Raw genomic sequence first — 12,080 nt, forward strand, 5'->3', positions numbered from 1 at the left:
GAGCCTTACGGGCTGAGCCGCCCGAACGCCAGCAGCGCATCGGTGTCGGTGCGGTAGGTCTTGAGCAAGCGGTCGGGTGCGAGCGCCCCTGCTTTCTCCAGCACGCGCTCCACCGGCAGCTTCAGGCCGCTGATGTGCAGCATGATGCCGCGCTCCAGCAACAGCTTGCGCAGCTGGACGAACATCTCCACGCCCGTGGCGTCGATGCGGTTGATCGGCTGCGCGAACAGGCAGACGTGCTGCACGTCGGGACGGGCAGCGAGGTGTTCCACGACGGCGCTCTCCATCGCGCTGGCGGAGGCGAAGTCCAGCGCCGCATCCATGCGCAGCGCATACAGTTGCGGCGCCAGCGGCGGCAGGTCCCAGGCATGGCGGTCGCGCAGGCTGCCGTCCGGGTGCAGGCCCACCTCGATGATGCGCGGATGCAGGCGCAGGTAAAGGAAGTGCGCCAGCCCGATGACCACGCCGGTCAGCACGCCCCAATAGATGCGCGGGGACGAGAGCAGCGTGACGGCGAACGTGGCAAGGGCCGTGAGGGCCTCCACGCGATCGATCCGCCAAAGGGCCCGGAACGTCCGCGGCTTGAACAGGCTGGACACCGCCGCGATCACCACCGCTGCCAGCACGGCCTTCGGCACGTGGGAGAGCGCCTCCGTCAGGAACAGGAGCACGAGCACCACGAAGCCCGCAGCGATGACGGCAGTCCAGCCCGTGCGTGCACCCGCATAGAGCGTGAGCGCCGCGCGCGAAAAAGAGGCGCTGGTGGCGAACGTGCCGGAGAAAGCTCCCGCGAGCTTGCCGACGCCCTGGCCCACCAGGTCCTGGCTGGCATCCCAGCGCTTGCCGTCGCGCTGGCTTTCGATCTTGGCGCTGGAGGCCATCTCGAGGGAACTGACGAGGGCCAGCACCAGCGCCGGCGCGAGCAGGCTGGAGAACTGGTCCCAGCCCGGCCACTGGGGCCAGTAGAAGGCGGGCAGCCCTTGCGGCAGCTGCCCGACCACCGCGCCGTGCTGCGAGTAGCCACTGAAGTAGCTGACGGCGCCAGCGATCACCACGGCCATCAGGATGATCGGCAGCCGCGGCGCCAGCCGCTTGGCGGCGACCAGCACCGCGAGGCTGCCCACGCCATAGGCCAACGCCTCGTAGTCGATCTCCGCGCCGTGCAGCAAGCCGGGCAGCGGCCCCTGCAGGCCGATCAGCGCCGGCAGCTGCGACGCCATGATCAGCAGCGCCGCGGCCTGGGTGAAGCCCGCCAGCACGGGGGAGCTCACGAGGTTCAGGGCCCAGGCCGAACGCGTCAGGCCCACCATGAGCTGCAACAGGCCGGCGAGCAGCGCCAGCCACACGGCCAGTGCGACCCAGTTCGCGCTGGCGGGCACGGCCATCCCGGCCAGCGAGGCGCCCACCAGCACGCTGCTCAGGGCCGAAGGGCCCGTGGCCAGCCGGGTCGATGCGCTGAACAGCACCGACAGCAGCAATGGCAGGAAGGCGGCGTACAGGCCGGTCACCAGCGGCATGCCTGCGAGGCCCGCGTAGGCCACCGACTGCGGGATCATCACCACCGCCACCGTGACGGCCGCGACCGCTTCGCCGCGCAGCAGCCGCGCGTCGGGACGCGGCCAATGCAGGAAGGGCAACCAGCGGGACAGCTTGGGCATCCGCCGAGCTTAACGCTGCGGCATGTCCTTCACGGAGTAGCCGAGGCTGACCGTCGCATCGTCGGGAATCGGGGGCATCGTTTCGTTCCAGCTTTCCCATGCGTCGCGCAGCGCAGCCAGCCGCGCGGGGTCCCGGCTGGCCAGGTTGGCGCGCTCGCGTTCATCCGCCGGGATGTCGAACAGGTAGTCGTGGCCGTCCACGCGCAGGTACTTCCACTTGCCGTCGCGCAACGCCCGCTGGCCGCGGTGGTTCATGCGCCAGTGCAGCGGCCGGGCGAAGATCCGGCGTGCATCCTGCAGCACGGGCAGCAGGGACACGCCGTCGAGCGGGTAGGCCGGATCGGCCTGGGCGCCGCCAGCCTCGATGAGCGTGGTGGACCAGTCCATCGTCATGCAGTGCTGCGCGCTCACCTGTCCGGCCGGGATCACGGCGGGCCAGTGCGCGATCCACGGCACGCGGATGCCGCCTTCGGTGAGGTCCATCTTGCCGCCCACCAGCGGCCAGCTGTCCGAGAAGCGTTCGCCGCCGTTGTCGCTGGTGAAGACCACCAGCGTGTCGCGCTCCATGCCGTGCTTGCGCAGCGCCTGCATCACCCAGCCGATGCCTTCGTCCATGTGGTGGATCATGCGGCGGTAGGTGTGGATGTTGCCGCCGTGCAGGTGGAACAGGTTGCCCTTGACCTCCTGCGCCAGCGCCTCGTCGTCGCGCGTCTCCCACGGCCAGTGCGGCGCGGTGTAGTGCAGGCTCAGGAAGAACGGCGCGTCGCCTTCGCCGGCGTTGCGCGCCGCCATCCGCTCGACGAAGTCGACGGCGCGATGCGACAGCAGATCGGTGAGGTAGCCCTCTTCGGCGCGCTCCTCTTCCCCCAACCACAGGTCGTGCTGGCCGCCGGAGCTGCAGTGGGTGAAGTAGTCGACGCCGCCGGACATCGGCCCGAAGAATTCGTCATAGCCGGAGCGCAGCGGCCCGAAGGCGGGCGGGTAGCCGAGGTGCCACTTGCCGATCAGGGCCGTGCGATAGCCCGCCTTCTTCAGCAGCGAGGGCAGGGTGGGATGGTCCACCGGCAGGCCCAGCGTGGTGCTGCCGCGGCTCTTGCTGTTGATGGGCTCTTCCGCCGCGCCGCGCAGGCGGTACTGGTAGCGCGCCGTCATCAGCGCGAAGCGCGTGGGCGAACAGACCGGCGAGTTCGAATAGCCCTGGGTGAAGCGGATGCCTTGCGCGGCCAGCGCGTCGAGCTGTGGCGACACCGCGCCGAACTCTGCCTGGCGTCCGCCATAGCAGCCGAGGTCGGCGAAACCGAGGTCGTCGGCAACGATGAAGAGGATGTTGGGTCGCTGGGCCATCGGTTCGTCGGGGTGCCGCACAATCGAAACGTTGCATCGATCATATCCCGCGACCCCTGCATGACTGACCCGTCCCCGTCCGCGCCGGCCAAGGTGGGCCGCCACGTCGAGGGCTGGATGGCGGGTCGCGACTGGCAGGCCTTCGCCTTCCAGTCGGAGGTATGGCAGGCCGTGGCCGAGGGCCGCAGCGGCATGCTGCACGCCACCACCGGATCCGGCAAGACGTATGCGGTGTGGCTGGGGATGCTGGACGCCTTGCTGCAGCGGCACCCGCACGGCCGCGGCGCCGAGCCCCTGCGCGTGATCTGGCTGACGCCGATGCGCGCGCTCGCCTCCGACACGGCGAAGGCGCTGGCCGCGCCGCTGCGCGACCTGGCGCCGAACTGGACGATCGGCCTGCGCACAGGCGACACGCCGAGTGCGGAGCGGGCGCGCCAGGACCGTCGCATGCCGACCGTGCTGGTCACCACGCCCGAGTCCCTGACGCTGATGCTCACGCGCGAGCACGCCCGCGCCGAGCTGGAAGGCGTGGAGTACGTCGTCATCGACGAATGGCACGAGCTGATCGGCAGCAAGCGCGGCGTCCAGGCGCAGCTGGCCGTGGCGCGCCTGCGCGGCTTCCACCCCGGCCTGGTCACCTGGGGCCTGAGCGCCACCCTCGGCAACCTGGAGCAGGCCATGCAGGTGCTGTGCGGGCCGAGCCCGACGCCCGCACCGAAACTGGTGCGCGGCAAGATCGACAAGACGCTGGTCATCGACACGCTGATCCCGCCCGACCCCGGCAAGTATTCGTGGGCCGGCCACCTGGGCGCACGCATGCAATTGCCGGTGGTCGAGGAGATCGAGCGTTCCGGCACCACGCTGGTGTTCACCAACGTGCGATCGCAAGCGGAGATCTGGTACCAGCTGCTGCTGGAGGCGCGGCCGGAGTGGGCCGGCCATATCGCCCTGCACCACGGCTCGCTGGACAAGGCGACGCGCACCTGGGTCGAGGAGGGCCTGAAGGAGGGCACGCTGCGCGCGGTCGTCGCCACGTCGTCCCTCGACCTGGGCGTCGACTTCCTGCCGGTCGAGCGCGTGCTGCAGGTCGGCTCCGCCAAGGGGGTGGCGCGCATGATGCAGCGGGCCGGCCGCAGCGGCCATGCGCCCGGGCGGCCCAGCCGCGTGACGCTGGTGCCGACCAACACCATGGAGATCATCGAGGCAGCGGCCGCGCGCTGGGCCGCGCAGGCCGGCCGGGTCGAACAGCGCAATCCGCCGGACAAGCCGCTCGACGTGCTGGTGCAGCACATCGTGAGCGTGGCGCTCGGGGGTGGCTTCACCGTCGATGCCTTGTACCGGGAGGTGGTGGGCGCGTGGTCGTACCGCGGGCTCACGCGGGCCGAGTTCGACTGGGCCATCGCCTTTTGCGAGCGCGGCGGTGAAAGCCTGGGCGCGTACCCGGAGTACCACCGCATCGTGCGCGGCGACGACGGCGTCTACCGGGTCAAGGACACCGGCGTGGCCCGGCGGCACCGGCTGGGCGTGGGCACCATCGTCAGCGACGCGACGGTGCAGGTGAAGTACCTCACCGGCGCCAATCTCGGGACGATGGAGGAGGGCTTCATCGCGCGTCTGAAGCCCGGCGACCACTTCTTCTTTGCCGGCCGGCTGCTGGAGTTCGTGCGCGTGCGTGACATGGCCGCGTACGTGCGCAAGGCCACGCGCCACAAGGGCACGGTGCCCACCTGGATGGGCAGCAAGATGGCGCTGTCCACCGAATTGAGCGATGCCGTGCTCGAGATGATGCAGGCCGCCGAGCGGGGCGAGTTCGTCGGGCCCGAGCTCGAGGCGGCGAAGCCCATGCTGCTGACGCAGCAGCGCCTGTCGAAGATCCCGACGCCGGGCATGCTGCTGGTGGAGGCCTTCGAGTCCCGCGAAGGCCACCACCTGTACATCTACCCGTTCGCGGGACGCAACGTCCACCTCGGCCTGGCGAGCCTGATCGCCTGGCGGCTGGCGCGCGAGCATCCGAACACCTTCAGCATCTCCATCGACGACTACGGCTTCGAGCTGGTGAGCGCCGAGCCCTTCGATGCGGAGCCGGTCACCAGCCAGCGCGTGTTCAGCGCCGACAACCTGATGCAGGACGTGCTGGACTCGCTGAATTCGAGCGAGCTGGCGCAGCGGCGGTTTCGCGAGATCGCGCGCGTGGCCGGCCTCATCTCCACCGGCTATCCGGGCCAGCCGAAAAGCACGCGCCAGCTGCAGGCCTCCAGCGCGTTGTTCTTCGAGGTCTTCCGCAAGTACGACGCCGGCAACCTGCTGCTGTCGCAGGCGGAAAACGAAGTGTTGAGCCAGGAACTGGAGATCTCCCGGCTCGGCGGCGCGCTGCGATCGATGCGCGAGAAGCAGGTCGCGTTCGTGCAGCTGCGGCACCCCAGCCCGATGAGCCTTCCGCTGATGGTGGCGCGCTTTCGCGAAAAACTGTCGACCGAACAGATCTCGCAGCGGCTCGACCGCATCCTGCGCGACATGGAGGCCGACGACACCGCGCAGGCCGGCGGGTAGGCCGGCGGGTAGGCCGGCGGTGAGCGCGCAGCCGAACCCCGGTAGGGCATCGCCGCCCTCTCCTACACCTTCACCCTCCGTACCCCGACCGTCTCACCATTCGTCCAGCCCTAGAGTCGCCTGACATACACATCGTGGGAGCAGTCATGCACAAGAAAATCCATCGCGCCGCACTGGCCGTACCCGTGCTTGCGGCATTGTTGGCGCTCGGCGCCTGCAGCGACCGCGGCGACCCCAACGAGATGACGCAACGCGACCAGCCGAGCGTGGAGATCAATCGGCACGGCATGAAGGGGGCGGGCGACCTCGCCGGCGCGGAAACGCACCGCGGGGCGACCGCGATCATGGGCGGCGTGGGCAACGGCGCGCCCGAAGGCGGCGTGGCGCTCGATGCGCGCATCGCCACCGAGGTCAAGCAGGCGCTGCAGCGCGATGCGGCGCTGTCCGGCATGGGCATCGACGTCAGCAGCCAGGACGGGCTGGTCACGCTGCATGGGCGGGCGGCCGACCCGGCGGCGCGTGACCGCGCCGACCAGGTCGCGCGGGGAGTCAAGGACGTGAAGTCGGTGGAGAACCAGTTGACGCTGGGTTGACGCCGTCGCTCCCGCCTGCGCGGGAGGACGTTCGTCAGGCTGTCGAGGTGGCCTTGGCCGTGTGCTGCTTGGGCGTCGCGCCCTTGCCGGCCACCTGCGAGCGGGTCTCGCAGATGACGTCGTGCACATAGCGCAGCTTCTGCAGCGCACCCACCGACAACGCGAACGGATACGCGTCGTTCTGTCCCAGGCTGCGGTTCAGGCTGTTCACCAGCAGCGTCAGCGGCACCCACTGCTCGACCAGCAGGTTGAAATCGGGGTAACCGGTTTCCAGCGGATTCACGACCTCCTCGACGTCGTGCTCGTCGCTGCCGGGGATGCTCATGCGCGTGTTGTACGAAGCCGCCGTTTCCAGCAGGTCCACCATGTGCAGGTAGTGCGCCCAGGTCTCCGCAAAGTCCTCCCAGGGGTGCGAGGTGGCGTACTCGCTGACGAAGCTCTCCTGCCAGTCCGGCACGCTGCCGCCGCGCCCGTAGTGGTCTTGCAGCGCCTGCTGGTAGTCCTGCGACTCGTCGCCGAACACGGCGCGAAACGCCTCGACGCGGCCGCCTTCCGCGATGAGGCGGTCCCAGTAATAGTGGCCGGATTCATGCCGGAAGTGGCCGAGCAGCGTGCGATAGGGCTCGTGCATCGCCACCCGCCGCCGGGTGCGCTCTTCCTCGTCCGCCTCGGCGACGTTGATCGTGATGACGCCTTCCGAGTGGCCGGTCATCACCGGCTGGCCCGGCATGTCGGCCAGGAATTCGAAGATCGGGCCGTCGGCCGCGCCGTCCGGCGGCGTGGTGGCCACCAGGCCCAGCTTGCCGAGCGTATAGAACAGGCGCCGCTTGGCGACTTCGAGCCGGTACCAGCGCGGCGGATTTTCCGGCTGCGACAGGTCGGGCAGGATGCGCGTGAGGCGGCAGGACACGCACAGGGGATTGGGGTCGGTCGCCGGCACCGCGAAGTTGCAGGCGTTCTGCATGGTGTGGTTGACGCAAAGGCGGTAGCGCTTCGGCGACTGCCGCTTGCCCGCGCTGCGCGGCCGCCACAGGCCCTCTTCGCCTGCGACTTCCTCGACCGCCGTCATGTGCAGGCGGTCCGGCAGGAAGGCGAGGGCGCTGTTGCACTTCAGGCATTCCACGTTCTCGAAGAACAGCGGATGGCCGCAGTATTGGCAATGGAAGGTTTTCATGGCTGCTGTTCTGGCTGCGAAAAAAACGAGGGCAGGCGCGCTGCGGGCCCGCCTGCCCCACATGGGCGGCCAGGTCGCCCCATGTCAAGCGCCCGGATCAGGGACGCACGACGAGGTTGTTGCGCACTTCGCGCACACCCTTGGTCGTGGAGGCGATGCGGCCGGCGGCGTCCTTTTCCTGCTGCGACTTGGCGAAGCCGGACAGGGCGACGGTGCCGTTCATGGTGTCGACGTTGATGGACAGGCCGCCGGTGCTCTTGTCCTCGATCAGCTTGGCCTTGACGCTGGTGGTGATCGCGCGGTCATCCACGTAGGTGGCTCCGTCCACCTGGCCGCGCCACATGGCGCAGCCGGAGGAAACGATGGTGACGCCGGTCAGGATGGCGAAGGCGATTGCGCGTGTTTGTTTCATGTTCAACTCCCTTTGAGGATGCTTCTGCTGGTGCGGTACTTTCACGAAAGGCGCGCCGGGCAGCCGCACCACCTGCCCGGTTTGCCGGTAATCATTCGGGCCGGTTGTTGTCCTTGCGGTAATCGGACGCGGACATTGCCGCCGTGATCAGGTGGGACAGCTGTCCCGACTTCAACAGCGCGACGATGATCGTCCCCGCGGAAATCAGCTTCCACGGCCGCGCGAACATCAGCACCGCGCCGGCGGCCAGCGAAATCCCCAGCAGCTGCACCGGCTTGCGCCGGGCATAGCCGCGCATCAGGGGCGTGACCAGCTCCACGGCCATGTGCGCCGGGTGGTAGCGCCACCAGGTGCCCAGGGCATGCTTCATGTGACCGAACCACCCGCTGCCGGGGTCCGGCGGGTCGTCGTCGTCCGGGCGCGGCGACTGGTCCGGATCGGCAAAGCCTGCTGCCGTCTCCATGTGCGGATCGTGACGGCGGTGCCGCTTGGCCACGTGCTCCAGGATGGCCTGGCGGCTGCGTGCGAGCTTGTCGCTGGCTTCGCTCATCGGATGGCGCCCTCCGTCATGAGCGTGCGCCGATCGAGCGCAGCACCTGCGCGTCGGCATCGATCTGTGCCTTGAGTTCACCGAAGGCCTTGTCCGGCAGCGGCTTGCGCGCCACCATGAAGGCGGCGACGGCAGCGGCCAGCGCGATGCCCGGCACCAGCACCAGCGCCCAGTGGAACCGGTCGTTCACGGCGCCCAGCATCACGGCCACACCGGCCAGGATCAGGAACAGCAGCAGCGAGATCAGCGTCACGCTCCAGGCGATGGCGCGCCTGGCGACCTGCACGCCGGCGGACGACGCTTCGTCACGCACCAGCGCGAAGTAACCGGAGACGTGTTCCATCACCAGCTCGGGCTTGGAGATCAGCACCGAGAAGATCGGATGCACCATGGCGCGCCTTCTTTCAGAAGTACCTGTCCTGGATGTCGCGGCGATGGCGCATGGCCAGGATCACGCCGGCCACCACGGCGCCCACGGCGGCGGCGATCAGCGCGGACTTCATGGGATGGTCCGCAACGTAGCGCGTGCCGACGCTGGCGTATTCGCCGACGTAGCGCTGGGCGGCGGAGGCCCGGTCCGAGACCGCGCCGAGGCTGCGGCTGGCCGCGCCCTGCACGCCGGTGCGCAAATCCTTCATGCTGCTGCTGGCGCGCTCCAGTGCGTCGGAGGCGAGCTTGCGGGTGCTGTCCAGGGGATGCAGGTCGTTCATGGGGGGTTCCTCTTCGTTAATGGTATGGGTGCGCCTGCCGGCGCACTCCGGCACGTCGGCAGTCGTGCCTGCGGCAAGCTTAGGCATATCGGCTGACGCCATGATCAGGGGCGGGCGTGAACCCGTGTAGTCGGCGCGGGGGCTGTACTGTAGGACGCTGCTTACAGCCGCGCAGGGCCCGCCGTTTGCTATGCGGTGGCGACTGCCGCCTTGGGCATGATCGCCTGGATGCGGGTGCCGGCGCCGGGTTGGGACTCGACCGACAGCCGACCGCCGGCGGCCTCCACGCGGTGCCGCATGCCGGCCAGGCCGTGCGTGGAGGGCTTGCCCTGCGCCGCGTCGAAGCCCTTGCCGTCGTCGCGGACCTCCACCTCGAGGTGGTTGCTGTAGTCGCGCAGGGTGATCTCCACCTGCCGGGCCTCCGCGTACTTGCCCACGTTGGTCAGGGACTCCTGGACGAGCCGATAGACGGTGAGCTGGCGCGGTTCGTCCAGTTCCGCGTCTTCCAGGCTCAGGGCCACCTCGATGCCGGAGTGTTCGGAGAATTCGCGCGCCAGGATCTCCAGCGCGGCCGTCAACCCCAGGTTCGCCAGCGACGAGGGCCGCAGGTCCTCGATGATCCTGCGCTTGAGCGCGATGCCGCTGTTCAGGCTTTCGGTCAGGTGCTGCAGGCGCTCGCCGATTTCGGGCGGCGGCACGCCCAGCTTCGACTTCAGCCGGGCCACATCCAGCTTGGCGGCGGTGAGCAAGGCCCCGAGTTCGTCGTGCAGTTCGCGGGCCAGGTGGCCCCGCTCTTCCTCGCGCACCTGCTGCAGGTGGGTGGCCAGCTGCGCCAGCGACGCGGTGCGCTCCCGGACCTGCGCCTCCAGCTGGTCCCGCTCCTGCTGCAGGGCCGCCTGCTGCTGCTCGCCGGCGCGCTTGAGCCGGGTGCTCTGGCGCAGGTAGAGATAGAAGGCCGACAGCGCCGCGATGGTCACCAGGGCGATGCCCACCCGGGCGAACTCCAGGGACTGCTGGACCTGGTGCTGCTCATCGACCACGCCCTGCGTCGCACTCTGGATCAGCCTGCCGGCGTGCGCGCGGATGGCATCCATGTGCTCCTTGCCGTAGTCGGTGCGCAGGACGAATTTCCAGGCGTCCTCGTTGCCGTCCTTGCGCATCCGCACCGACAGTTCCATTTCGGTCAGCTTGCGGTGCACGTTCAGGGTGAGCTGGGCCAGCGTGGCGAACTCGGGCGCACCCGGCCGGTAGAACTGGCGCAGCTGGTCCAGGGTCTGGTTGATTTCGGCCAGCGCCGTGTTGTACGGATCCAGGTAGCGCGGATCGCCGGTGAGCAGGTAACCGCGGGACCCGGTTTCGGCGTCCAGCATGTGCTGCAACAGCCTGTTCACCGCGTGCCGGGCCCGGGTGTGCTCTTCGATCTGGGTGAGGGCGCGGGTGGACTGGAGGTGCCCGGTTTCGTTGATACCGATGAGCACGACAGCCGCCAGGACTGCAAGGATCAGACTGATGCCTACGCGAGGCAAGGCGAAAGATGACGTCCGTTTCACCCTAAGGACTCACTGTTGTGATTAAACTCCGCGCACGTCATGACTCAAGGGTAGGCCATTTCCATCCGGAAGTGGGGCACAATGAAACAGGTTGACGTGGAAGGTGAAGCATGATCAAAGTGGGCATTGTCGACGACCACGCCATCGTGCGGTCGGGGCTCAAACAGTTCTTTTCTGAGCAGGTCGACCTGCGCGTGGTGGGCGAGGCTTCGAGCGGACGCGAGGCCATCGACCTCGTGCGCGTGACCGAAATGGATGTCCTCGTCATGGACCTGTCCATGCCGGGACAGAGCGGCATCGACGCGCTGGGCATGATCCGGGCCAAGGCGCCGGATGTCGGCATCCTCATCCTCTCCGGTTATCCGGAAGAGCACTACGCGATGAACCTGATCCGGCAGGGCGCCAGCGGCTACCTGAACAAGGAATGCGAGCCGATGGAGATCGTCAACGCGATCCGCACCATCGCGCTGGGCCGGCGGTACATCTCTCCGGCCGTGGCGGAACTGCTGGCACAGCAGCTCAACCGCAAGGAGGGCGGGGCGCCGCACGAGCAGTTGTCCGAGCGTGAGTTCCAGGTGTTCCTGAAGCTCGCCAAGGGCGAAACGGCCGGTGACATCGCCAAGGCGCTGTCGCTGTCGGTGAAGACGGTGAGCACTTACCGCACGCGCCTGATGGAGAAGATGAACCTCTCCTCCAACAGCGACCTCACGTACTACGCGCTGAAGAACAAGCTGATCGACTGATCCGCTTGCGAAGGTGTCGGGGTGGCCTGCGGCCAGCCCGACCTACCGGGTGCGCTCACCCAGCGCCAGGCAGTAATCCACCAGCGCGTCGATCTCGTTCGACTTGTCGAACACGGCATCGGCGCCGAGGTCCGCACAGCGCTTGCGCATGTCCTCGGTGGCGTAGTTGCTCAGGACGATCAACCTCTGGTCGCGGCCGCGTTGCTGGCATTGCTCCAGCACGCCCAGGCCGCTGCCTTGCTTGAGGAACAGGTCCACGATGGCGAGGTCCCATTCGCCCGGGTGATGCGCGAACCACGCGCAGGCCTCCTCCTGCCCCTCGGCCCATCCAAGGGACACGACGGACGCCAGTTCCTCCAGGGTGCCGATCAGGTTTTCGCGGATGGTCGCGTTGTCTTCGACGATGAATGTTTTCAGTTCCACGATGCAGCACGGTGCGGGCCGCGCGGGCGCGCCCGGGTCCCCTCGATGACCGGGCGCATTGTGCCAGTGACCCATCGAAGGATGGGTAGGAATGTGCCTACGGCCCAAGTTGCACGTGATGACACCCCCTGCCGCACCGGGACGACTGTGGAGCAGCGGGGGCCGGGCGACACTGTTCGTGATGGCGGGGAATCATCCCCGCGAATGAAGTACCCCATGAAGCTGTTCGTCCAATCCTCGATGGTTTTCTTCGGCACCCTGCTGGCCGCGGCGCTCGTGGCGCTGGGTGAGCCCGCGATGGCCGAGATCCAGATGGTGCAGGCTCCGCAGGCCGACGCGATCGTGGTCAGCCTGCTCGGCCTGGACGACTGAG

The 12,080-nt window shown here is 68.4% G+C and carries 13 protein-coding genes; 4 read left to right on the forward strand and 9 right to left on the reverse strand.

Features of this window, described 5'->3' with window-relative positions:
* Window positions 1–5: 5 nt before the first annotated feature.
* Window positions 6–1,658 (reverse strand): SulP family inorganic anion transporter, encoded by a 1,653-nt coding sequence (locus WG902_RS12395; protein ID WP_340060394.1) that lies wholly within the window; start codon window positions 1,656–1,658, stop codon window positions 6–8.
* A gap of 9 nt (window positions 1,659–1,667) precedes the next feature.
* Window positions 1,668–3,002 (reverse strand): sulfatase family protein, encoded by a 1,335-nt coding sequence (locus tag WG902_RS12400; RefSeq protein WP_340060395.1) that lies wholly within the window; start codon window positions 3,000–3,002, stop codon window positions 1,668–1,670.
* Window positions 3,003–3,062: 60 nt separating this feature from the next.
* Here WG902_RS12400 and WG902_RS12405 point away from each other — a divergent pair, with 60 nt between their 5' ends.
* Window positions 3,063–5,552 (forward strand): ligase-associated DNA damage response DEXH box helicase, encoded by a 2,490-nt coding sequence (locus WG902_RS12405; protein WP_340060396.1) that lies wholly within the window; start codon window positions 3,063–3,065, stop codon window positions 5,550–5,552.
* Between the two features lie 146 nt (window positions 5,553–5,698).
* Window positions 5,699–6,145, forward strand: a complete 447-nt coding sequence (locus WG902_RS12410; RefSeq protein WP_340060397.1) for a BON domain-containing protein — start codon at window positions 5,699–5,701, stop codon at window positions 6,143–6,145.
* 34 nt (window positions 6,146–6,179) lie between these two features.
* Here the strand turns inward: WG902_RS12410 and WG902_RS12415 are convergent, their stop codons facing one another.
* The 6 genes from WG902_RS12415 to WG902_RS12440 form a co-directional block, all read right to left on the reverse strand.
* The gene (locus WG902_RS12415; RefSeq protein ID WP_340060398.1) at window positions 6,180–7,319 is read right to left on the reverse strand and encodes a zinc-binding metallopeptidase family protein; all 1,140 of its coding nucleotides are present in this window, start codon (window positions 7,317–7,319) and stop codon (window positions 6,180–6,182) included.
* 97 nt (window positions 7,320–7,416) lie between these two features.
* Entirely contained in the window at window positions 7,417–7,731 is a 315-nt protein-coding gene (locus WG902_RS12420) for a BON domain-containing protein (protein WP_340060399.1), read from the reverse strand.
* Between the two features lie 91 nt (window positions 7,732–7,822).
* Window positions 7,823–8,281 (reverse strand): hypothetical protein, encoded by a 459-nt coding sequence (locus WG902_RS12425; RefSeq protein WP_340060400.1) that lies wholly within the window; start codon window positions 8,279–8,281, stop codon window positions 7,823–7,825.
* Between the two features lie 16 nt (window positions 8,282–8,297).
* Window positions 8,298–8,672 carry a hypothetical protein gene (locus tag WG902_RS12430; protein WP_340060401.1) on the reverse strand — a complete coding sequence of 125 codons (375 nt, stop codon included), beginning with the start codon at window positions 8,670–8,672 and terminating at the stop codon, window positions 8,298–8,300.
* 13 nt (window positions 8,673–8,685) lie between these two features.
* Entirely contained in the window at window positions 8,686–8,991 is a 306-nt protein-coding gene (locus WG902_RS12435) for a hypothetical protein (protein WP_340060402.1), read from the reverse strand.
* 188 nt (window positions 8,992–9,179) lie between these two features.
* Window positions 9,180–10,469 (reverse strand): CHASE3 domain-containing protein, encoded by a 1,290-nt coding sequence (locus WG902_RS12440; protein ID WP_340060403.1) that lies wholly within the window; start codon window positions 10,467–10,469, stop codon window positions 9,180–9,182.
* A gap of 182 nt (window positions 10,470–10,651) precedes the next feature.
* Here WG902_RS12440 and WG902_RS12445 point away from each other — a divergent pair, with 182 nt between their 5' ends.
* Entirely contained in the window at window positions 10,652–11,284 is a 633-nt protein-coding gene (locus WG902_RS12445) for a response regulator transcription factor (protein ID WP_332826241.1), read from the forward strand.
* 42 nt (window positions 11,285–11,326) lie between these two features.
* Here the strand turns inward: WG902_RS12445 and WG902_RS12450 are convergent, their stop codons facing one another.
* Window positions 11,327–11,707, reverse strand: coding sequence for a response regulator (locus WG902_RS12450; RefSeq protein WP_340060404.1), 381 nt, complete (start codon window positions 11,705–11,707; stop codon window positions 11,327–11,329).
* Window positions 11,708–11,911: 204 nt separating this feature from the next.
* Between WG902_RS12450 and WG902_RS12455 the strand changes: the two genes are divergently transcribed.
* Window positions 11,912–12,079, forward strand: a complete 168-nt coding sequence (locus WG902_RS12455; RefSeq protein ID WP_340060405.1) for a hypothetical protein — start codon at window positions 11,912–11,914, stop codon at window positions 12,077–12,079.
* The last annotated feature ends 1 nt before the right edge of the window (window position 12,080 follow it).

This window comes from Ramlibacter sp. PS3R-8, from assembly GCF_037572435.1.
GTDB lineage: Bacteria > Pseudomonadota > Gammaproteobacteria > Burkholderiales > Burkholderiaceae_C > Ramlibacter.